The organism is Gardnerella sp. KA00127 (assembly GCF_049244125.1).
Classification (GTDB): domain Bacteria; phylum Actinomycetota; class Actinomycetes; order Actinomycetales; family Bifidobacteriaceae; genus Bifidobacterium; species Bifidobacterium swidsinskii.
The window spans coordinates 444,442-466,111 of record NZ_CP058377.1; the positions used below are offsets into that span (position 1 = coordinate 444,442).

The window sequence follows — 21,670 nt, forward strand, 5'->3', positions numbered from 1 at the left end:
ATGGCTAAGAATAAAACGGCTCACTCTTCTAAAAATGATTCAGCTATTAGTTGGGAAACTCTTAGCAGACTTGCCTCTTATGTGCTGGTGTATCGAGTTAAAATTTACGTAATTATTGCATCAATAATAGTTAGCGCAATTGTGCAAGCTGCAAGTGCAGTGTTTTTGCAATCTCTTGTGGACTCGTATATTCTTCCGCTTGTCGGTAAGCATAATCAGGATTGGACGCCTCTTGTTCGCATGATTATTCTGATGGCAAGTGTTTACGCTGTTGGTGTGTTTTGTTCTTGGCTTTGGAGCAGACTTGTTGCGAATATATCTGAAAGTGTTATGCGTGATTTGCGAGATTCTATGTTTAAGCATCAGCAGAAGCTTTCATTGCGTTACTTAGATTCTCAAGGTTACGGCGATATTATGAGTCGTTACACAAACGATACTGAGGTTCTTCGTGAGGCAATTTCGTGGGCATTTCCGGACTCTTTTTCTGCGCTAATGTCGATTTTGGCAGCGTTTATATCTATTATGTGTCTATCGCTTCCGGTTGCAGTTTTTGTAGTTATATTTACTGCAATATTGCTTTATTTAGTGCGTTTTATGCTAAAGAAATCTGGCAGTCTATTTGAGCAATTCCAGCATGCATTAGGTGAGCTAAATGAGTTTGTTGAAGAATCTGCAACAGGCAGCAAAGTGATTAAAATTTTTAATCATGAGGCAGATTCTATTGAAAAATTAGATAATTGCATAGAAAAAGTGCAAAAAATTTCTGCAAGTGCAAATTCTTATGCAAATAATGTAATGCCTGTTATTAGTAATGCAAGCTATTTGCTTTATGTATTAATTGCTTTACTCGGTGCGTGGGCTGCTTCAGCAGGTCTGCCAACGCTGGGATTAGCTGGATCTAGTACTCTTACATTGGGTACACTTATATCTTTGCTGGCACTTTCGCGCGCATTTATTAACCCTATTGGCGAAATTACAATGCAAGCTAACGCACTTATGATGGCTCTTGCAGGAGCTTCTCGTATTTTTGAGTTACTTGATGAAAAGCCAGAACTTGATTCTGGCAGTGTGCAATTAGTTAAAGTGCGTGTACTTCAGTCTGATGAAGATCTTGGAGAAAAATCAGCATTTGATGTGCTTGAAGAAGTAGATGAACAATCTGAAGGAAGCAATATTTATTGGGCTTGGAAAAGATCAAAGCAAGATAATGGTACTAAAGCTAAAAAGCGCGCTCAAAACTTAAGTGAAATGGCTCAAGAGATTGTGTGCCATGCAAAGCGAGATGCTCGCACTTCTAAGGATGGCCGCTATACTTTGCTTCGAGGCGACGTGCGTTTTACGGATGTTGTGTTTGGTTACAAAGAAAATCATCCTGTTTTACACGATATTACGTGGTTTGCAAAACCTGGTCAAAAAGTTGCTCTTGTTGGAGCTACAGGTGCTGGAAAAACTACTATTGCTAACCTTCTTACGCGTTTTTACGACATCGATGATGGGCAAATTTTGTATGATGGCATTGACGTGCGCGATATTTGCAAAACGGATTTGCGCCACGCTATTGGCACTGTTTTGCAAGATGTGAATTTATTTACAGGCACAATAATGGACAATATTCGTTATGGAAATCTTGATGCTAGCGACGAAGATTGTATTCAAGCTGCAAAATTAGCTCATGCTGACGCGTTTATTTCTCATCTTCCTGACGGATACAATACGCAGCTTAACAATGGTGGTGAAGGGCTTTCTCAAGGTCAGAAGCAGCTTATTTCTATTGCTCGTGCTGCAGTAGAAAATCCGCCTGTGTTGATTCTCGATGAAGCAACTTCATCGATTGACACGCATACTGAAGAGTTAGTTCAGCATGGAATGGATTCTTTGATGGAAAGGCGTACTGTGTTTGTAATCGCTCACAGACTGTCTACAGTGCGCAATGCTGATGTGATTATGGTGCTGGATCACGGTCGCATTATTGAGCGCGGTTCACATGAGGAATTATTGGCAAAACGTGGGGAGTATTATCAGCTTTGCACTGGAGCTGTTGAGCTTGAATAATAGCTTGATTTTGTGCGGCAACACGCCGAACACGCGTGGCACTTGCATTTTGCTAAGGATTCTGTAAGATAGTGACTCGGCTGTTCGAGAGAACAAAGCCACGGCCCCGTAGCTCAGTTGGTTAGAGCGCCGCCCTGTCACGGCGGAGGTCACCGGTTCAAGTCCGGCCGGGGTCGCGATTAATAGAATACCCGGTTCGCCGGGTTTTTTATTCGTCATGGCTCTGTAGCTCAGTTGGTAGAGCGAACGACTGAAAATCGTTAGGTCAGCGGATCGATCCCGCTCGGAGCCACAACAAAAACGCGCGACACGATTTGTGCCGCGCGTTTTGTTTTATTCGCTAGTCAAGCTGCTTCCACGAATCAACATCAATATGATGCTCAGGATTTGCCTGCCAAGCTGCCCAAGCAGATTCTACGATATCCTTAACGTCGTAGCGAGCATGCCATCCCATTTCTTCGTTAATTCGCTTCGTGCTGCCAATAAGCTGTGGAGGATCTCCAGCTCTGCGATCAAGAACAGTTTCTTTAAATGGTAAACCGGTAACTCTGCGCACTTCGTCAACAATTTCGCGCACAGACGTGCCCTTACCAGTTCCTACGTTAAAAGCATCGTACTTGCGCTCGTCGCGATCCAAATACGTGAGTGCCGCAATATGCGCGTCTGCTAAATCAGAAACGTGAATATAGTCGCGAATGCAAGTGCCATCAGCAGTAGGATAGTCGTCGCCAAAAATAGCAGGTGCTTTTCCTCGCTGTAGTCTGTCAAGAAGCATAGGAATTAAGTTCAAAATCGCAGGATCTTCCAATTCCACCGGACCGCATCCAGCTACGTTGAAGTAACGCAGTGCGCAGAAGCGAATTCCGTATGTGTGCTCGCAAGCACGTGCCATCCACTCGCCAAAAAGCTTGGTTTGACCATAAGGGTTAATTGGCAACATTGGCACAACATCTTCTGGTACAACTTCAACAGGAGGTACTCCATAAGTTGCTGCAGAAGAAGAAAATACGAGCTTCTTAACTCCGCTATCTTTCATGCCTTCAAGCACATTAAGCATGCCGTTAATATTCTGTTGATAATACCAAAGTGGCTTTTCTACGGACTCTCCAACTTGCTTTCTAGCAGCAAAGTGAATTACAGCATCGACGTGCTCATCTTTCATAATTTGCGCAAGTCGCTTTCCTGCATCAGGAGAAGAGATATCCATACCATAAAGACGTGCGCCTTCAATTCTTGTAGGCTTTCCGTAGCTTAAATCGTCAACGACGACGACATTTTGCTTTGTTTCATGTAAAGCGTGAACTACATGTGCTCCAATGTATCCGCATCCACCTGTAACAAGAACAGTCATTGTCGACCTTCCTTTTGAATAATATCAATACAATCAGTGAGATTATATCTCGTAAAACTGAAGTTTAATGATATGCATCTGTTGCATAACATCTGTTATTCTCGCATTTTGATTCTGCAGCGTATGCTTAACTTGAATGTGTTAGTTGTATTATTTTGTAAGGTGATGTTCGAATGATATTTGTTGCGTTATCTATATTACGTGTGATTATACGCGCTTATTTGATAATAATGATTATTCGAATGGTTGCAGATTGGTTATTTGTGCTTGTTCCTCGTATGCGTCCTAGAGGTGCTTTTAATTTTCTAATACGGATTATTTATTTCATAACAGAACCGCCATTACGCGTATTGCGCAAGTTTATTCCGCCAACTCGTTGTGGAAATATTAGTATTGACGTAAGTTATATGCTTTTATATTTTGCTCTATACGTTCTTCAAATTTGGTTATAGATGAGTTTATGGTTTTTTAACGCGTAATTTTTATAAAAGCGGCGTTTTGTTGCATAAATTTTTGTATTAACCGCACTAATTTTCTGCGGACGTGATAGCATCGAATAGATATATATCAAAGGGCTATGCCCAAAAAGCGAGGTGTAAAGCATATGACTCTGTTGACGCCTAAGGACATTCGAGAGCATACCTTCCAAATTGTACGTTTTAAGGGAGGTTATGACGTTGACGAGGTCGACGAGTTTCTCGATCAGGTTACAGAAACAATAGAAGCACTCGGTCAGCAGGCAGTGCAGGGCCTAGGGGCTTCCACGCAATCTCTTGGCCGTGATGTTGCGGGTTTGAATACGAAGATTGCTGAGTTAACTTCTAAGGTAGAATCCTTAACTAAAGAAAATGAGGCATTGCGTGATGCTTCTAAGAAGCAGGGTGAATCAAATGAAGCTGCTTCTCAACTTGAAGCTACTGCAACTAAGTTGCGTGAAGCTGAAGAAAGTAATCGTGCTTTGACTGCTCAAAACCAGCAGTTGAAGGAACAGTTAGATGGTTTGGGTGCGCAGGTAGATCAGTTAACTGCTCAAACTGCTCAAGCAGACAATGCTAAGCAGGTTCAAAAAGAGCTTGAAACTGTTACTCGCGAGCGTGACGACTTCCGTGCAAGCAGCGAAAACTTGGGTCGCGAGCTTGAAACTGTTCGCCAGCAGCTTGTTGTCACTCAGCAAGAAAACACTAAGATTGAGGAACTTTCCAAGCAGTTGGAAGAGTCTCGTCAGCGTGAAGAGCAGCTTCGAAAGCAGGTTGCTAAGATGGAACCAAATACTGAAACTGGTAGCTTGCAAAAGATTGCTGGTGCTGGTGCAGAAGCACAAGGTTCTGAGCCAGAGCGTGCAACTGCAATGTTGACTCTTGCTATGCAATTGCATGATCAATATGTAGATAAAGGCAAGGCTAAGGCTCAACAAATTGTTGAAGAAAGCCAAGCTCGTTATAACGAAACTGTTGCTAAGGCAGATGAATATTCTGCACGCACTCGTTCTGAAGCTGAAGAATACAGCAAGCAGACTCATGCTGATGCTGACGATTACTCTACTCGTACTCGCGGCGATGCTGATTCTTATGCTGCTCGTGCTCACAATGAGGCTGATGCTTACTCTGGTAAGGTTCGTCAAGCTGCTGATGATTACTCTAAGCAGACGCATGATCAAGCTGACCAGTATGAAGCTGAAGTACAGCATCGTGCTGCAGACTATGATTCTACAACTCGTACAGCTGCTGATGCATATGCTCGTCAGGTACGTGAGAATCTTGAGAAGCAAACTCAAGTTATTGAAGGAAATATTCAGAGCCTCAAGCAATTTGAGACTGAATATCGTACTCGCTTGACTGATTTCCTTGGTCAGTTGGTTGCTCAAGTTTCTGATGAAAATACCTATGCTGCATTAGGCAACAAGCAGGGTGAAGAATCTGGTAAGCAAGAGTAGTTTTTAGCAGTGCGTGACTGATATTTTAAAATGTTGCGCACTGCACCGATACTATTTGAATTACTAAAGATCGGATAAATATTGACGCATAGAGATGTGCGTGTGAAACGGCTACGTACTCGCGTAGCCGTTTTTGCACTAATTGTTTTTATTGGTGTTGTGCTAGATCGCATAACAAAACTTTGGGCTTTGGCGACGCTTAGTGACGGGAAAAACATTGAGCTTGTGCCGCACTTGCTTTCTTTAACTCTTGTACGAAATCCTGGAGCATCATTTGGCTTAGGTTCTTCTTTTACGTGGGTTATTAGCGTATTAGCTTGTGCTGCTTGTGGTGCCATGATAGCGGCTATTAAGCACACAAAATCTTTGTATTGGACTATTGCGTTTGCTCTAGCGTTTGCTGGAGCTTTCGGAAACCTCATTGATAGAGCGCAATATGCTCAAGGTTTTTTGAATGGCAAAGTCGTAGATTTTATAAACTACGGTTGGTCTGTTGGGAACGTTGCAGATATTGAGCTTATGTTTGCAGGAATCGCAGTTGTATGCCTTATTTTGATTGGGATTCCTCTTTTCGGGCATGCCGATGAGTGATATTTGCTTTAAAGTTACAAGCCAATTTTCCGGCTGCAGATTTGATGTTTGCTTATCAAAACTAATGGGAGTTTCGCGTGCAAGTGCGATATCTCTTATTGAGCGTAACCAAGCGAAAATCTTAGGTAGAAAATCGCAAAAATCCTCCATTTTGCAAGATGGCGATACGATTGTTGTCGATCAAAAAGAAAGTGCAGAACAAAAAGAAGAGCAAAATAATGAATCTTCTGTATGTAATATTCCAATTATTTACAACGACGACGATGTTGTTGTAATAGATAAGCCTGTTGGAGTTGCCTCTCACGCAGCAAAGGGATGGAGTGGGCCGACAGTTCCAGAATGCCTAGAAGCTGTTGGAATAGATATAAAAACAACGCTGTGCGACGAATCGCGCAAAGGAATCGTAAGCAGATTAGACGTTGGAACAAGCGGATTAATGCTAGTTTGTAAAACAGATTTTGCTTATGAAGTAATGAAAAATCAGTTTGCAAAGCATATCGTTAAAAAAACGTATCATGCGCTTGTTCAAGGAGATTTAGCGCAAGATAAAGCTACTATTGATGCTCCTATAGGTCGCGCAAAAGTATCTGATTTTCGTTTTACTATTACTTCTGACGGCAAGCCTGCTGTTACGCACTGGGATGTGCTTGAGCGTTTTAGTCAAGCAACGTTAGTAAGCGTTAATTTGGAAACTGGTCGTACACATCAAATACGCGTCCATTTTTCGTCTATAGGTCACCCTTTGGTTGGGGATTCAATGTATGGAGCGAACCCAGTTTTGGCTCAAAAACTTGGGTTGCAACGTCAATGGTTGCATTCTATGGAACTTACTTTTACACATCCTCGCACGGGTAAATCAGTGACGGTTAAGTCGCATTATCCTCTTGATTTGCAACACGCGTTAGAAGCTATGCGAGCATTATTAAAGTAACGTTTTTGCATTTTTTCAGTCAACTTTCGCTTATAGAATATCTTTTATGACTCAGCCGGAAACCAACTTCGTACATTTGCACAATCACACGCATTATTCACTTCTAGATGGTGCGTCAAAAATACCTGATTTAGTAGCGCGCGCTAAAGAATTAGGTATGCCGGCTGTAGCTATTACGGATCATGGCAACATGCACGGCGCGTACGAAATGTGGAGTACGGCTGTAAAAGCTGGGATTAAGCCAATTATTGGCATAGAAGCGTATGTTACTCCTGAAACAGCAAGACAAGACAAAAGTCGCGTGCATTGGGGCACGGAAGATCAGCGTGCAGATGACGTTTCTGGCGGCGGTTTAATTACGCATATGACTTTGTGGGCGGAAAACGATACTGGCTTAACAAATCTTCTTAAAGCTTCGTCTGTGGCGAATCTTGAGGGTAGAGTTATGCGCTACCCACGTATGGATAAAGACGTGCTTTCAACCTACTCAAAAGGTGTAATTGCGTCTTCAGGATGCCCTTCTGGAATTATCCAGACGCGTCTTCGCTTAGGTCAGTTCAAAGAGGCTTTACGAGCAGCTGGTGAGTTTCAAGATATTTTCGGGCGTGACAATTTCTTTATCGAGCTTATGAATCACGGGCTTTCTATTGAAACGCGCGTAACTAAAGACTTGCTTGAAATTGCAAAAAAACTTAACGCACCTCTTCTTGCAACAAACGATTTGCATTACGTTCATGAAGAAGATCGTGAAGCGCAAGATGCTATGCTTTGCATTAATTCCGGCTCGCGCTTGGACGATCCTGACCGTTTTAAGTTTGACGGTTCAGGATACTATTTGAAGTCCGCTGAGCAAATGCGTGAGCTTTTTAAAGAATTTCCAGAAGCTTGCGATAACACGCTTGAGATTGCTCGTCGATGCAATGTTATGTTCGACGACGGCGAAGATGGCGCTTTTATGCCGCAATTTGACTGCCCGGAAGGTTGGGATGAGACTTCGCTATTCCTTAAAAAAGTCGAGGAAGGTTTGGAGCGTCGTTACAATAACAACATTCCAATGGAAGTTTTAAAGCAGGCTGATTACGAGTGCGGTGTGATTTGCCAAATGCAATTCTGCGGATACTTTTTAGTTGTTGCAGATTATATTAATTGGGCTAAAGCGCATGGTGTAATGGTAGGTCCTGGTCGTGGTTCTGCTGCAGGCGCTATGGTTGCGTACGCAATGGGCATCACAGAGCTTGATCCTATGAAGCATGGTCTGATTTTTGAACGCTTCTTAAACCCGGAGCGCGTATCCTTGCCTGATATTGATGTTGATTTTGACCCGGATGGCAGGGCCAAAGTTCTTGAATACGTGAGCGAAAAATACGGTAGAGATAAAGTTGCTCAGTGCGTTATTTACGGAACTATTAAAACGAAGCAAGCTCTTAAAGATTCTGCGCGTATTATGGGCTACGAGTTTTCAGTAGGCGAAAAAATTACGAAAGTTCTTCCTCCTGCTAAAAACGGCAAAGATATGAGCTTGCACGATATTTTCGACGAAAAATCAAAGCGTTACGCTGAAGCGCGCGAGTTTCGCGAAATGTACGACACGGATCCAGATACTCATCGCATTACGGAAGAAGCTAAGGGCATTGAAGGTTTGATTCGTCAAACAGGTGTGCATGCTTGTGCAACAATCATGGGCTCGGAGCCAATCACAAACACTTCGCCACTTTTAGAGCGCACTGACGGTACTATTACTACAACTTTTGAGTATCACACTTGTGAAACGCTCGGTCTTGTAAAAATGGACTTTTTGGGTCTTTCCAACTTGACAGTTATTCGCGATACTTTGCGAAATATCGAAAATAATGGGAAGGATCCGATTGATTATACTAAGATTCCGTTAGACGATAAAGCTACTTATCAACTGCTTTCTAGGGGTGATACTTTAGGCGTTTTCCAGCTTGATTCCGACGGTATGCGTGCGCTTCTACGTACTTTGAAACCGGATAATTTCAACGATATTTCGGCTTTGATTGCACTTTACAGGCCTGGTCCTATGGATATGGATTCGCATACGAATTATGCTAAGCGCAAGAATGGTTTGCAAGATATTATCCCTATTCATCCAGAAGTTGCTGAGCCGTTAAAGGAAGTTTTGGACGAAACTTACGGTTTAATTGTTTACCAGGAGCAGGTGCAGTCTGCAGCGCGTATTTTAGCAGGATACAGTCTTGGTAAAGCAGATGTGTTACGTCGAGCAATGGGCAAGAAAAAGCCGGAAGTGCTGGCAAAAGAACAGGTGCCATTCTTTGAAGGTATGAAAGCTCACGGATATTCTGAAGAAGCTGCACAAGCTGTGTGGGATGTTTTGGTTCCGTTCTCTGGTTACGCGTTTAATAAAGCTCACTCTGCAGCTTATGGCTTGATTTCTTACTGGACTGCATACCTAAAAACGCATTATCCTGTGGAATTTATGGCAGCTTTGCTTCAAAACGAACGTACGAATAAAGACAAAACTGCACTGTACTTGGGCGAGGCAAGGCGCATGGGTATTCAAGTTTTGCAACCTGATGTAAACGAGTCTGTTCTTGAGTATTCTGCAGTTGGAGATGTTGTGCGCTTTGGTTTGGGTGCTATTCGTAACGTTGGAGACAAAGCAGTAAACGATATTATTACTGAGCGTGAAGGTGAGCGCGGACGTTTCGTAAACTTTATGGATTTCGTACAACGTGTTCCTATTAGTGCACTTAATCGACGTTTAGTAGAGTCGCTTATTAAAGCTGGAGCTTTTGATTCTATTGATTCAAATCGTCGTGCGCTGTTTCAAATTTGTGATCCTGCAATTGATTCTGTGATTGCGCTTAAGCGCAAGCAGGCAGAGGGTCAGTTTGATTTATTTGCTGATCTTGATTCGTCTTCTGACTCGGATGACGACAACGGTATGGGAGATATGCAAATTACTGTACCTGATGTTGAAGAGTGGGATAAAAAGACAAAGCTTAATTTTGAGCGAGAAATGCTTGGATTGTACGTTTCTGATCATCCACTAAGCGGATTGTCTGCAGTTTTGGCAGATTTACGTGAGATGTCAATCGCTCAACTGATCGACAGAGCAAGAACTATGAGCGATGGTCAGCAAGTAACTATTGCAGGCCTAGTTACGAGCGTAGATAGGCGAGTGTCTCGAAAAGGTAATGCTTGGGCGATTGTCACAGTTGAAGACATGGAAAGTTCAATACAATGCATGTTCTTTGGCAAAGTGTACGAAGCTTCAGCGCAAGAACTTGCAATTGATCAAGTTGTGCGTATTCGTGGACAAGTTGAAGTGCGTGATGAAACTGTTTCCATGCGTGCTACAGAGTTTGAAATACCAACTCTTGAATCAGTGGATGAGAGACCTTTAACAGTTGTTATTCCTCGTAAAGTTCTAGATAAAGGTCGTGTTGCGCAATTAAGTAATATTTTGAGCCGACATCCAGGCTGCTGTGAAGTGCGCTTGGCTCTTGTCGACGATACAGGCAAGGCGCAAGTTCTTACTTTTGGAGATCGTTTCCGCGTAAAACGAGATACTTCTTTGTTTGCTGAAATGAAAATTGTTTTTGGATCTAGTTGTTTGCCTAGCGCGTAGAAAATATGCACTACTGGTTTGATAAAATATAAAACTAGGTATGCTTTAAGAATTACATTGAAAGAGGAGGAAATAACGAATATGTTAAACAACGGTGACGAGCGTAACAGTGACGATAAGCGTAAAAATGATGGTGAGCGTAACAATGACGATTCTGTGCGCACTTCTTTTACTGATGCGGAATTAGATAATGCGCTCGCTGGATTTGAACGTGAATTTAAAGAAGAGTCGCAAGAAAATTTAAATAGCGAAAATTTAGAAAATAACCAAAAAAGCGACGATAATCAAGAAAATGATTTTCTTGATCAAGCTATGCGCAATATTGAAGAAGCTAATTTTGAAGAAGATTTGCAAGGTTTGCTTGGAAATAAAGCAAAAGTTGCGTTAATGATTACGTATGTGCAGCCTGCTCAGTTACTAGCTGCTTTTTGCAAAATGGCTAGTGTTTCAGCACGATGCTTCGATGAAGAGCAAGGTGCTGTTGCAGTATTAAAAAATTTGGACGGCAATGAGCCGGAAGAAGCAGTGCAAAAATTTGTTGATTTCTTCCGTGGAATGGATGTTATGCTCATTACAAATAGAGCTGATAAATTAACTGCAAAAGTTTACGAATATAATTGCGAACCGCAAGAAATAGTTGCGCCTATGGCATTAGCTGTGTGGTCGCGTACAGTAGAAGATTTAGCTATTGGCATGGAAACAGTTGAAACTATTTCGAAACAAAATATAGAAATGTTCAATAGTGACGATTTGAGCGATGCGAACGCGTACGAGCTATTCCAAAAATATGGCAAAAGAAAGTAAAAATAATTAAGCAATTAATTGGCATATTAAATTGAAGAAGTTGCGTTAGAAAGTAGAAATTTCATTACAATTACGTAAATTCATTGCAGATAAGCTCAACATATGAAGCGCAATACGAAATAATACACTACAATTGCACGTGAATATGCATATGTGCGTGGCTATGCATACAACCGGATGATACCCAAGGGGTTTATTATGGATCGACAACAAGAGTTTGCTCTACGTACTGTTGAAGAGCGAGACGTGCGTTTTATTCGACTCTGGTTTACGGACGTCTTAGGCACGCTTAAATCCGTTGCTATTGCCCCTGCTGAATTAGAAGCAGCTTTTGAAGAGGGAATAGGGTTCGACGGCTCAGCAATAGAAGGCATGACTCGCGTCCTAGAAGACGATATGATTGTGAAGCCGGATCCGTCGACGTTCCAAATTCTTCCATGGCATGGAGGTCCGGAAGGCACAGCGCGCATGTTCTGCGATGTGCTAACTCCAGACGGAGAGCCTTCACTGGGAGACCCTCGTCACGTTTTGAAGACTGCGCTCGCAAAAGCGAAAGAAAAAGGATTTACTTTCTACGTTCATCCGGAAATTGAGTTTTATTTGTTTGAAGCTCAAGATGATTGGTCCAAAGCTCCTGTGCCGATTGATGAGGGTGGCTATTTTGACCACGTTCCTAGAAGTTCGGCTATGGATTTCCGTCGTAGTGCAGTTAGTATGCTTGAGCAAATGGGTATTTCTGTAGAATACTCGCATCACGAGGGCGGTCCTGGTCAAAACGAAATTGACTTGCGTTATGCAGATGCTCTTACTACCGCGGACAATATTATGACTTTCCGCACTGTAGTTAAGGAAATTTCTCTTGAGCGCGGAATGTATGCAAGCTTTATGCCAAAGCCGCTAACTGATCAACCTGGATCGGGTATGCATACGCATTTGAGTTTGTTCGAAGGTGACACGAACGCTTTTTATGAGGCAGGTCAAGAATTTAATATGTCTCTTATTGCGCGTCAATTTGCGGCTGGTATTTTGCATCATGCTTCAGAAATTTGCGCTGTAACTGATCAATATGTGAACTCTTACAAGCGTTTGTGGGGTGGTGCGGAAGCTCCTAGCTACGTTTGCTGGGGTCATAGCAACCGTTCTGCACTTCTGCGTGTGCCGCAATACAAGCCTGGTAAAGGCAATTCTTGCCGAATGGAATTCCGTGCGCTAGATCCTGTGGCGAATCCGTATCTTGCTTACTCTGTGCTTCTTGCTGCCGGTTTGGATGGTATTGAAAAGCAAATGACTTTGTGCGATCCAACTAGCGACGATGTTTGGGAGCTTACTGATGCTGAGCGTCAAGCAATGGGTATTCAGCCATTGCCGGAATCCTTGGATGAAGCACTAAAGATTATGGAGCGCTCGGACTTCGTTGCAAGCGTATTAGGTGAACACGCTTTTGAGTACTTCTTGCGCAATAAGCATCAAGAGTGGGAAGAGTACCGTCGTCAGGTTACGCCTTTTGAGCTTGAGAAGTATTTGCCGCGTTTGTAACGCGAGTGACTTTGTACTTTAGAGGCCTTAACGCAGAAACTGTACTGCGTTAGGGCCTTTTGTTTGATGTTTTGGGACACTGCTGCAGATTGCGCTCGCGCGGATTGCGCGCTCGCTTACGAAACTCGCGTTGGAAGTCCACTGGACTTCCAACTTTAGCGAGTTTCCGCTCCGAGTTGCCTTCGCGCTAAATGTCAGCGCTCAGGCAGGTCGTCGCGCACACTAACCACAACCTAGTTTTTAAAGCGCAACCACGCAACTCTGCCCTGCCTTCGTCAATCGAGACGAAGGCAGACCTCGCTTGCGGTGAAAGCACACTGTGCTTTCAACTCTGAGCAAGCTCGGCGCTCCGAGTTGCCTTCGCGCGCTAAATCGCAGCGCTCAGGCAGGTCGTCGCGCTGCGTGAGGGTCTTTTGTTTTCTATTGGTGGTTTGCTTCAAAAAAATCAAAAATTTTGTAAAAAAGTGGGGATTTTTGGGGAGGAATGGGGTAAAATGGTGAACAACGTGTAAATGGCATAGTACATGTTGAGTTAAGGAGGTGGAGTATGGCACGTCGTGCTGCTGATAAGCAACCGCGCAATAACGCCAATTCTTCCTCTTCGCATTCCATAAATCAGGCTCAACAAGCTGCTGATTCAAATGTTTCTCAGCAATCGCAGATGCCACTGCAAATGCAAGATTCACAAGTGTCTCAGCAGCAATACGTTCAGCCTGTTCAACCTGTACAGTCTAAGCAGTCAATTCAGGGTTATTATGGTATGCCTTCAACTGTTATGCCAGCAATGCAGCAATATATGCCAGCACCGGTTTTCACCTCCACTCCGTCCGGCGCTGCTGATTCGTCTGCACAAGCTGCAGCTATGCCAGTTGCACCTTTTTATGCTTCTCAATATCAAGAAGCTGTGTCAACTCATCCAGCAACACCTATTTTGTTAGGCACTTATACTCCAAAAATTGACGATAAAGGTCGTGTTGCACTTCCTGCAAAATTCCGTTCTCAGCTCGGAACTGGTTTTGTTATGGCTCGCGGTCAGGAGCATTGTGTTTACGTGCTACCTATGGTTGAGTTCCAGCGCATGGCAACGCAAATTCAGCGCACATCTATGAGCAATAAGTCAGCTCGCGATTATCTTCGTGTGTTCCTTTCTGGTGCTGTTGATGAAGAGCCAGATAAGCAGGGACGCATTGTTGTGCCGCCAATGTTAAGAGATTACGCCAATTTGGGCGATCAAATTGTTGTTATTGGTGTTGGTACGCGTGCAGAGATTTGGAATAAGTCTGCTTGGGAAGAATATCTTGCCGATCGTGAGCAAGGTTATGCAGATATTGCTGACGATGTACTTCCGGCGGTGATGTGATGACTGATGCTATGAAAGATATTACAGCTATTCACGCACCGGTATTATTGCAGGATTGTGTTGATTTAGTTACTCCTTCTTTGCAACACAAAGGCGCAATAGTAGTAGATTGCACTTTAGGCCTTGCTGGTCATGCGACTGCTTTTCTTAAAGCTGCGCCTTTTGCAACACTTATTGGTATTGATCGTGATTCTGAAGCACTTTCGTTAGCAACGCAAAGAATGCGCAGCGAAGGTCTCGAGAATCGTTTTATTCCTGCACATGCAGCATTCGATGAGATTGATGAAGTGCTACAAGAAAACAGCATTGACCGTATTGATGCTGCTTTTATGGATTTGGGTCTTTCAAGTTTGCAAATTGACGAAACTGATCGCGGTTTTTCTTATTCTCACGATACAGCACTTGACATGCGTATGGATACGACGCAAGCAACTACTGCCGCAACGATTTTAGCTACTTATGATTCTCGAGAATTAACTAGAATTTTCCGAGAGTATGGTGAAGAACGTTTTGCTTCTCCTATTGCTCGTCGTATTGTTGAAGTTCGTGCTACGGAGCCTATTGCTACTTCGGGTCAGTTGGTTAGCTTAGTTGACTCTGTAATTCCGAAAGCTCATCGCGCTACTGGAAATCCAGCAAAACGAGTGTTCCAAGCTTTGCGTATTGAAGTGAACGGTGAATTAGATAAATTGAGCCGTACTCTTCCTAAAATTGCTTTACATCTTCGTGAGCATGGTCGCTTAGTTGTTGAATCTTATCATTCGTTGGAAGATACAGCTGTAAAACGTTTTATGAATCAAGGATTAACAGTTGATGTTCCTGCAAACATGCCTGTTATTCCTGATGATGCTCAGCCGTTCTTTAAAGCTCTTACTCGCGGAGCTATGAAAGCTTCTAAAGAAGAAATTGTTCATAACACTAGATCTTCTTCAGTTCGTTTGCGCGCTGTCGAATTATGCCGCCCTATCCCGGAGCGTTGGATTCCAAGGCTTGAAGATGAGGCGGCTGGTCGTAAAGCTATAAAAGGAGGTCGCTGACATGGTATTGAACATGCAAAATCGTGTTTTGCGCTCTTCTGCGTCTTCTGCTTCAGCTCCAGCTGGTCGTACTAAAGATAATTCGACTCGTAAAGAATACGTACATAATTCTGCTCCTTCGGTGTTTAACCCATCTCAACGTAAATCTTCTGCTGTGCTTGAACGATTCAGCAAGGTTATGACATGGAGCAATACGCGCAAAGTACCTCTTGTGAATTGCATGATTATTGTGATTTTTATGGTTGTTACGTTGTTGACTTCGCTTCTTTTGCGTACGCAAATGGCAGAGATTTCCTTCGACCAAACTGCAGTACAGATGCGTATTTCTCGTTTGCATCAGGATGTGGAAGCTCGTCAAGCGAAATTAGATACTTTGGAATCTGAACTTCCTGCAAGAGCGCAACGAATGGGAATGGTTCCGCAACAAGGTTCTATTTCTATTGACTTGAGTGATTATGCAGCAAAACGAAAACATAGTCATTCTGAGAAAACTAAGCACGAAAAACAAGCCGATAACTCAAAACAAACAAATAACTCAAAACAAACAAATAACTCAAAACAAACAAATAACTCAAAACAAACAAATAACTCAAAACAAACAAATAACTCAAATAAAACTCAAAAACAAGACCAACAAAATCGTCAATATCAACAGAAAGCAAAACAGGAGAAACATTGATGCGCCACTTAATCAAACAACGTTTCGCTCCTCAGCAGATATTTGCGCGTAAGTGCACCGTAATTGCAATTGTTTTTGCGTTAATTGGTGTTGGTGCAATAGTAAAGCTAAGTTTTATACAGATTATTAATGCTCGCTCAACTGCACAAGCAGCTCAGGCTGAGCGTAGTCGTGTGCGACCAATTCTTGCACGTCGTGGGCGCATACTTGATGCTAATGGTGCTGTGTTGGCTCAAAGTGTTGAGCGATTTAATATTATTGGAGATCCACTTAATGCTCAGGCTTTTGTTCCGACTCCTTGCACAAAACAAACCGAGCATAACTGTCATATGCTTAATGGCAAGCCTGTAGAAGGCACGGGCGCTGTGGCGGTCGCCCGTTTGCTTGCTCCGATTTTGCACATGAGTTCTGTAGAACTTGGTGGAAAACTGGCTGGCGTTGGTCGTTACGTTTTATTGAAACGTAACGTGACTCCTGCAATGAAACGTGCCATTGACGATTTGAATCTTTCTGGGTGTATTTATGCAGAGAACAGTAGTGAACGAGTATATTCAAGCGGACCTATTCTTGGATCTGTTATTGGTGCTGTTGCTAATGCCGATGAAGTTAATCGTAAAGATATTAAAGATCGTAAAGGTGAGGTTGGTGTTACTGGTCTTGAATTTACTAAAGATGCAACTTTGAATGGCGTGGACGGATATCAGCGTTATCAAGGTAATAATGCAGGAAATGAGAAAATTCCTGGTACTGTAACTGAATCTAAGCCTGCAATCAACGGAAGTGATGTTAAGCTCACAATCGATAGCGATGTCGATTGGTATGTTAAAAAAGTTTTGCTTGATGGCAAGAAAAAATATCATGCAACTTGGGGTATTGCAATAGTGCAAGATGTTCGTACTGGCGAAATACTTGCTTTGGAAGATACTGATGAGATTAAAGCTGGAACAACGCAAGCTAAGGTGAATGTTTCTAGAGCTGTAAGCCAAACCTTTGAGCCTGGTTCTATTGGTAAAGCTTTCTCAATGTCTGGAATGTTACAAACTGGTGCGCATAAGCTTACTGATAAATTTGCTGTTCCTAATACTCTTAATAAGAACGGTCAAGCATTCCATGATGCTGTTAGCCATGGTGTTGAGCGTTGGACATTAGCTGGTATTCTTTCGGAATCTTCTAACGTCGGTATGGTTATGGCTGGTGAAAAATATCCGATAGATAAACGCTATGAGTATCTTTATAAATTTGGTCTTGGTCAGTACTCGGGATTGAATTTGCAAGGAGAATCTTGTGGCTTGCTTCCTAGCGTTCAAGCTTGGGATGGTCGTAAGAAAGATACCGTTCTGTTTGGTCAGGGTTATGCTGTGAATGCTTTGCAGCTTACTAATGCGATTGCAACTATTGCAAATAAAGGCGTTAGGTTGCGTCAGTCAATAGTTAAATCCGTTATAGATTCTAATGGTAGAGTTACGAAGTCTCCTCGTCCTGCAGGAACGCGCGTTTTGGATGAAAATGTTGCTGCACAAATGATGAATGCTTTGGAAAATTCTGGTGAGCATTATCACAGATTTGCTGGTGTCGATGGTTATCGTGTTGCTGCAAAGAGTGGTACAGCTGAAGTTGCTGGCGCTGATGGTAAACTTAGCTCTACAATCAGCGACTGGTCGGGTGCTATACCAGCGGATAATCCTCGCTTCGTCATAACAGTTGTTTTGCGTGATCCACAAGGTATTTATGGTGGTATGACTGCAGGTCCACTGTTCAAAACTATTGGAGAATTCTTAATGCAAAAGTATGATATTCCAGCTTCTTCTCCACGCACAAATCCTGTTCCTGTGAATTGGTAGTGTACGCATTACAATGTTGTTATCTATAAAGTAGGGTGTGCAATGAGTGCGGTTGATGAATACTCTAGAATTAGAGTGACGCTAGGTTTTGCTGCAAAAAATTATGGTTTTGAAGTTGTTCCTGCGTTTGCTTCAGAGGTAACTATTACTTCTATTGCTCATGATGTGCGTCATGTGCGTCCTGGTGGATTATTTGTGCCAATTGGTCATATCGATCGTCGTCAGCTTGAAGCTGCACGTGATGCTGGGGCATATGCTGCATTAGTTTCACCAGAATTTCGTGGTGAGGCTGCAGATTTAGGTCTGCCTTTGCTTGTTTCTTCTGCTAATCCAGTTGCTTTGGGCAAGCTTGCTTGTGATATTAATGCAGATCCTTCTTCATGCGTTGCAATATTTGCGATTGCTGGTGACGATGATGATGAGATCCATGCTAATGTTTTGCGATTAGCTGATTTTTTGCATATGTTAGGTAATCCTGTTGGTGTTATTAGTGATGCTGGATCTACTTCATTGCAGCGCGAATTGTCTTTGCAATATCCTTTAAATATTGCAGATGTACAGCATGCTTTATCTGTGTGTGCAGAAGATGGTGCTGCAGCTGTTGTTATTGCACTTAATTCTGCAACTTTAGCTAAGAACGCGTTACAATCCGTCAGTATTGATGTTCTTGGCGTTGAGCAAACTCAGAATGAAAGCAATTCTGGCGCAGGGTCTGATTCTCAATCTGATGCTAAGTCTAAAGATAGTTCTGATACTAATTCTGAATCTAAAGATGCAGCCTCAAATGTGAAAGTTAGTGCAAAGGCATCTTCTTCACCGCTTTACCCGGCATATGCAACCGGCATGAGTTTTTATGCGTTGCGTCAACGTTATGGTTTTTCTGGAAGAGAGCACGCTTATTGTGTTACTAGATCGGCTGAGTCTGACGAATTAGCTGAATTAGCGGATCAAATTGGTGGCAATGATGTGCAGCGGCATCTTTCATTATCTATTGCAATGGTGTTAGCTGCTGGTGTTCGTCGTGGGACTATTAAAAGTGCGCTGCGAGTTTCGCATGAACTGCACTGAATTATGCTGATTTCATTCGAGTTTTCAAATAAATTAATTGCGTGAGTTTTGTTTAAGAGCTTTTAATTATGTGGCTAATTTGGAGGATGTTATGAGTTGTGTTGAAACTTCGTGTGCCAGCAATGCTGAGAGTTTAGATCATGCCGATATGATGCCTATGAGCATAAGCGAAATTGCTAAAGCTGTTCATGGGGAAATACACGAGTTTAATAGTTGTGACACAGATTTAGTTGCAAATTCCGTTTTTAGTGATTCTCGTCAAATCCGTAACGGTTCTGTGTTCGTAGCTATAGTTGGTGAACATGTTGACGGTCATGATTATGTAAAGAATGCTGAAAAATCTGGAGCTGTTGTAGCTATTGTTGAACATGTTGTCGAAGGCACTAATCTCAATCAAATAGTTGTGAATAATTCTATAGAAGCGCTGGGCTTGCTAGCTAAACATAATTTGGAACTTCGCCGCAATCTTAACAAACCTTTCACTATTATTGGTATTACTGGTTCCGTTGGCAAAACAACAACGAAAGATATGTTGAAGGCTTTGTTGAGCACGCTAGGCGAAACAGTTGCTCCTGTTGGATCTTTTAATAATAATATTGGTTTGCCTCTTACTGCTTTGCAAGTTGGCAGTAATACTCGATTTTTAATAGCAGAAATGGGAGCTAATCATGTTGGCGAAATTGCCAATTTAACTCATATTGCTCCTCCGGATCTCGCAATAGTGCTTAAAGTTGGTGTGGCTCATTTAGGTGAATTTGGCTCAGTTGAGCGCATTGCGCAAGCAAAAAGTGAGATTGTGCGTGGGCTTTTGCCACATGGCATAGCAGTATTAAATTCCGACGATAAGCGAGTTTCTGCAATGTCTTGTCTTGTAGAAAATAAGCATGTGCGCTGGTTCGGTAGAAATGTTAAAAACGGATTGCTGGAATCAGCTAGTAAAGATGACTACCAACTTTCAGCTAGTAATATAAAGTTAGATTCTTTTGGTAAAGCAGTTTTTACTACCACTGAACGTAGTAATTCTTCTGATCTAATGAATCATATTGAAGTGCATCTTGCTATACAAGGCGAGCATAATGTTATGAATGCGCTTGCAGCAGCAAATGTTGCTAGATATTTGGGAATGACTTTAGATGATATTGCTTCTGTGCTGTCTAAAGTTTCGCATATTAGCCCGCATCGCATGCAATTGAGTACAGTTTCTAAGAATGACGAGAAATTTACACTTATTGATGATTCCTTTAATGCAAATCCTGATTCTATGAAAGCAGGAATCGATGGTTTGTGCGCCTATGAAAATGATTCTTGTAGTGCATCTTCGAAACCTTTCCGTATAGCGGTTCTTGGTTCTATGTTGGAGCTTGGCAGCAACGAAGATGAATTGCACACAAATATTGGAGAATATGTGGCAAATTCGAGTGTCGATGCAGTTGTTGCTGTTGGTTCAAAAACGGACTCTGACTTAGATAAATTAGCTCACTGTATTGCTCAAGGTGCACGTTCTTCTTGGAATAATAAACTACTTTCTTCTCACGATGCAGTCTACTTTGTGCACAGTGCGGATGAGGCTGATGATATTGTTTGGAAAATTGTGGCCGAGCATCCGAGTAGTGTTGTGTTATTGAAAGGCTCTCATGCTTCAGGCTTGAGTGTGCTTGCTGAACATTGGGCAAATATTTAACTGCTCGATGCTCAATATAAGTGTGAAATTAATAAATTAAGTATTATAGCAAACGGAACAGTAAACGGAGGTTAAGCGGTGATTGCGCTTATTGTAGGAATTGTGGTGTCGCTCGTAGTTACGATTGTTGGCACGCCTTTGCTTATTCGTTTAGTGCATCGTTTGCACTACGGTCAGTACATTCGCCAAGATGGACCACAATCTCATTTAGTAAAGCGCGGCACGCCAACTATGGGCGGTGTTGTTATTAACTTTGCTGTAGTAGCAGGTTGGGCTGCTTCTGCTCTTTATAGATATGTTTCTGTTGGTCGCTCGCCTTCATGGTCTGCTGTTTTGGTGCTGTTTGCAATGCTTTCAATGGGTTTGCTTGGCTTTATTGATGATTTTGCTAAGGTTCGTAAAAAGCAGAATCTTGGTCTTTCTGTACATGCGAAGTTTACTGGTCAAATTATTTTTGCAAGTATTTACGCGCTTTTGTCATTGCTATTGCCAACTCAATCTGGTATTGCTAGCGCTCAACCTGGAATGAGTTTTATTGAAAAACCATTTTTTGATTTTTCTATACTCGGCAACGGTGTAGGAATTGTAGTATTTATTGTTTGGGTTAATTTCCTTATTGCTGCTTGGTCTAACGCTGTAAACTTGACTGATGGACTTGATGGTTTAGCTTCTGGATCTTCTATGATTGCTTTTGCTGGTTACGCTTTGATTGCTTTCTGGGAAAGCTACCATGTGCGCGGAGGCGGTCATTTCGGATTCTCTTACGCTGTTTCTGATCCTCTCGATTTAACTATTATTGCTGTTTGTGCTGCTGTTGCTTGCTTTGGATTCTTGTGGTTTAATTCGAATCCTGCTCAAGTATTTATGGGAGATACTGGTTCGTTGGCTTTAGGCGGATTATTTGCAGCTCTTTCTATTGCAACTCACACAGAGTTTTTGGCTGTGATTTTGGGTGGATTATTTGTAATGGAAGCTGCAAGTGACGTTATTCAAGTTGGATTCTTTAAAGCTACGCATAAGCGTGTGTTCAAAATGGCTCCTATTCATCATCATTTTGAATTGCTCGGCTGGACGGAAACTAAGGTTGTTGTGCGATTCTGGATGATTGAGCTTATGTTTGTGCTTTCTGCACTTATGATGTTCTACGCCGATTGGGCAGGGCATTCTGGCTTGCTTATTTAATTTCAAAAATT

At 42.4% G+C, this 21,670-nt stretch carries 16 protein-coding genes and 2 tRNA genes; 17 read left to right on the forward strand and 1 reads right to left on the reverse strand.

Annotation, left to right across the window (positions count from 1 at the left end; genetic code table 11):
* The 3 genes from HXT48_RS01605 (at position 1) to HXT48_RS01615 (ending at position 2,344) form a co-directional block, all read left to right on the forward strand.
* Positions 1 to 2,052, forward strand: a complete 2,052-nt coding sequence (locus tag HXT48_RS01605) for an ABC transporter ATP-binding protein (protein WP_004108541.1) — start codon at positions 1 to 3, stop codon at positions 2,050 to 2,052.
* Positions 2,053 to 2,154: 102 nt separating this feature from the next.
* Positions 2,155 to 2,228 (forward strand) — tRNA-Asp (locus tag HXT48_RS01610).
* A 43-nt stretch (positions 2,229 to 2,271) separates the two neighbouring features.
* A tRNA-Phe gene (locus tag HXT48_RS01615) sits at positions 2,272 to 2,344 on the forward strand.
* 48 nt (positions 2,345 to 2,392) lie between these two features.
* Here the strand turns inward: HXT48_RS01615 and galE are convergent.
* The gene (galE, locus tag HXT48_RS01620; protein ID WP_004108540.1) at positions 2,393 to 3,403 is read right to left on the reverse strand and encodes a UDP-glucose 4-epimerase GalE; all 1,011 of its coding nucleotides are present in this window, start codon (positions 3,401 to 3,403) and stop codon (positions 2,393 to 2,395) included.
* A 242-nt stretch (positions 3,404 to 3,645) separates the two neighbouring features.
* On the opposite strand from galE, the gene HXT48_RS01625 reads away from it, so the two are divergent.
* The 14 genes from HXT48_RS01625 (at position 3,646) to mraY (ending at position 21,659) form a co-directional block, all read left to right on the forward strand.
* A complete protein-coding gene (locus tag HXT48_RS01625) occupies positions 3,646 to 3,855 on the forward strand; it encodes a YggT family protein (RefSeq protein WP_231130981.1) in 210 nt (69 codons plus the stop codon).
* Between the two features lie 152 nt (positions 3,856 to 4,007).
* Positions 4,008 to 5,336 carry a DivIVA domain-containing protein gene (locus HXT48_RS01630; protein WP_012914407.1) on the forward strand — a complete coding sequence of 443 codons (1,329 nt, stop codon included), beginning with the start codon at positions 4,008 to 4,010 and terminating at the stop codon, positions 5,334 to 5,336.
* Between the two features lie 96 nt (positions 5,337 to 5,432).
* Positions 5,433 to 5,927, forward strand: a complete 495-nt coding sequence (locus tag HXT48_RS01635; RefSeq protein ID WP_033888518.1) for a signal peptidase II — start codon at positions 5,433 to 5,435, stop codon at positions 5,925 to 5,927.
* Positions 5,920 to 6,858: an RluA family pseudouridine synthase gene (locus tag HXT48_RS01640; protein WP_033888466.1), complete on the forward strand. Its 939-nt coding sequence runs from the start codon at positions 5,920 to 5,922 to the stop codon at positions 6,856 to 6,858. The genes HXT48_RS01635 and HXT48_RS01640 overlap by 8 nt, the downstream gene beginning before the upstream one ends.
* Before the next feature lie 46 nt (positions 6,859 to 6,904).
* Positions 6,905 to 10,471, forward strand: a complete 3,567-nt coding sequence (gene dnaE / locus HXT48_RS01645; protein WP_064621728.1) for a DNA polymerase III subunit alpha — start codon at positions 6,905 to 6,907, stop codon at positions 10,469 to 10,471.
* An 81-nt stretch (positions 10,472 to 10,552) separates the two neighbouring features.
* Complete coding sequence (locus tag HXT48_RS01650; RefSeq protein WP_004108527.1) at positions 10,553 to 11,275, forward strand: hypothetical protein; 723 nt, start codon at positions 10,553 to 10,555, stop codon at positions 11,273 to 11,275.
* Positions 11,276 to 11,473: 198 nt separating this feature from the next.
* Positions 11,474 to 12,811 carry a type I glutamate--ammonia ligase gene (glnA, locus tag HXT48_RS01655; RefSeq protein ID WP_004107357.1) on the forward strand — a complete coding sequence of 446 codons (1,338 nt, stop codon included), beginning with the start codon at positions 11,474 to 11,476 and terminating at the stop codon, positions 12,809 to 12,811.
* 547 nt (positions 12,812 to 13,358) lie between these two features.
* Positions 13,359 to 14,171 carry a division/cell wall cluster transcriptional repressor MraZ gene (gene mraZ / locus HXT48_RS01660; RefSeq protein ID WP_004108525.1) on the forward strand — a complete coding sequence of 271 codons (813 nt, stop codon included), beginning with the start codon at positions 13,359 to 13,361 and terminating at the stop codon, positions 14,169 to 14,171.
* 11 nt (positions 14,172 to 14,182) lie between these two features.
* Positions 14,183 to 15,208 (forward strand): 16S rRNA (cytosine(1402)-N(4))-methyltransferase RsmH, encoded by a 1,026-nt coding sequence (gene rsmH, locus HXT48_RS01665; protein WP_033888517.1) that lies wholly within the window; start codon positions 14,183 to 14,185, stop codon positions 15,206 to 15,208.
* Position 15,209: 1 nt separating this feature from the next.
* Complete coding sequence (locus tag HXT48_RS01670) at positions 15,210 to 15,887, forward strand: hypothetical protein (protein ID WP_421793121.1); 678 nt, start codon at positions 15,210 to 15,212, stop codon at positions 15,885 to 15,887.
* Entirely contained in the window at positions 15,887 to 17,728 is a 1,842-nt protein-coding gene (locus tag HXT48_RS01675) for a peptidoglycan D,D-transpeptidase FtsI family protein (RefSeq protein WP_012914402.1), read from the forward strand. Before HXT48_RS01670 ends, HXT48_RS01675 begins: the two co-directional genes overlap by 1 nt.
* Before the next feature lie 42 nt (positions 17,729 to 17,770).
* Positions 17,771 to 18,796, forward strand: a complete 1,026-nt coding sequence (locus HXT48_RS01680; protein WP_004108517.1) for a hypothetical protein — start codon at positions 17,771 to 17,773, stop codon at positions 18,794 to 18,796.
* A 91-nt stretch (positions 18,797 to 18,887) separates the two neighbouring features.
* The gene (locus tag HXT48_RS01685) at positions 18,888 to 20,477 is read left to right on the forward strand and encodes a UDP-N-acetylmuramoyl-tripeptide--D-alanyl-D-alanine ligase (RefSeq protein WP_033888465.1); all 1,590 of its coding nucleotides are present in this window, start codon (positions 18,888 to 18,890) and stop codon (positions 20,475 to 20,477) included.
* 78 nt (positions 20,478 to 20,555) lie between these two features.
* On the forward strand, positions 20,556 to 21,659 hold the full coding sequence (gene mraY, locus HXT48_RS01690) for a phospho-N-acetylmuramoyl-pentapeptide-transferase (protein WP_004108513.1): 1,104 nt from the start codon (positions 20,556 to 20,558) through the stop codon (positions 21,657 to 21,659).
* Positions 21,660 to 21,670: the final 11 nt, after the last annotated feature.

Bases quoted from the DNA above. Each gene is read 5' to 3' on its own strand.
- HXT48_RS01605 (WP_004108541.1), top strand. From the start codon at position 1: ATGGCTAAGAATAAAACGGCTCACTCTTCTAAAAATGATTCAGCTATT.
- galE (WP_004108540.1), bottom strand. From the start codon at position 3,403: ATGACTGTTCTTGTTACAGGTGGATGCGGATACATTGGAGCACATGTA.
- HXT48_RS01625 (WP_231130981.1), top strand. From the start codon at position 3,646: ATGGTTGCAGATTGGTTATTTGTGCTTGTTCCTCGTATGCGTCCTAGA.
- HXT48_RS01630 (WP_012914407.1), top strand. From the start codon at position 4,008: ATGACTCTGTTGACGCCTAAGGACATTCGAGAGCATACCTTCCAAATT.
- HXT48_RS01640 (WP_033888466.1), top strand. From the start codon at position 5,920: ATGAGTGATATTTGCTTTAAAGTTACAAGCCAATTTTCCGGCTGCAGA.
- dnaE (WP_064621728.1), top strand. From the start codon at position 6,905: ATGACTCAGCCGGAAACCAACTTCGTACATTTGCACAATCACACGCAT.
- HXT48_RS01650 (WP_004108527.1), top strand. From the start codon at position 10,553: ATGTTAAACAACGGTGACGAGCGTAACAGTGACGATAAGCGTAAAAAT.
- glnA (WP_004107357.1), top strand. From the start codon at position 11,474: ATGGATCGACAACAAGAGTTTGCTCTACGTACTGTTGAAGAGCGAGAC.
- mraZ (WP_004108525.1), top strand. From the start codon at position 13,359: ATGGCACGTCGTGCTGCTGATAAGCAACCGCGCAATAACGCCAATTCT.
- rsmH (WP_033888517.1), top strand. From the start codon at position 14,183: ATGAAAGATATTACAGCTATTCACGCACCGGTATTATTGCAGGATTGT.
- HXT48_RS01670 (WP_421793121.1), top strand. From the start codon at position 15,210: ATGGTATTGAACATGCAAAATCGTGTTTTGCGCTCTTCTGCGTCTTCT.
- HXT48_RS01675 (WP_012914402.1), top strand. From the start codon at position 15,887: ATGCGCCACTTAATCAAACAACGTTTCGCTCCTCAGCAGATATTTGCG.
- HXT48_RS01680 (WP_004108517.1), top strand. From the start codon at position 17,771: ATGAGTGCGGTTGATGAATACTCTAGAATTAGAGTGACGCTAGGTTTT.
- HXT48_RS01685 (WP_033888465.1), top strand. From the start codon at position 18,888: ATGAGTTGTGTTGAAACTTCGTGTGCCAGCAATGCTGAGAGTTTAGAT.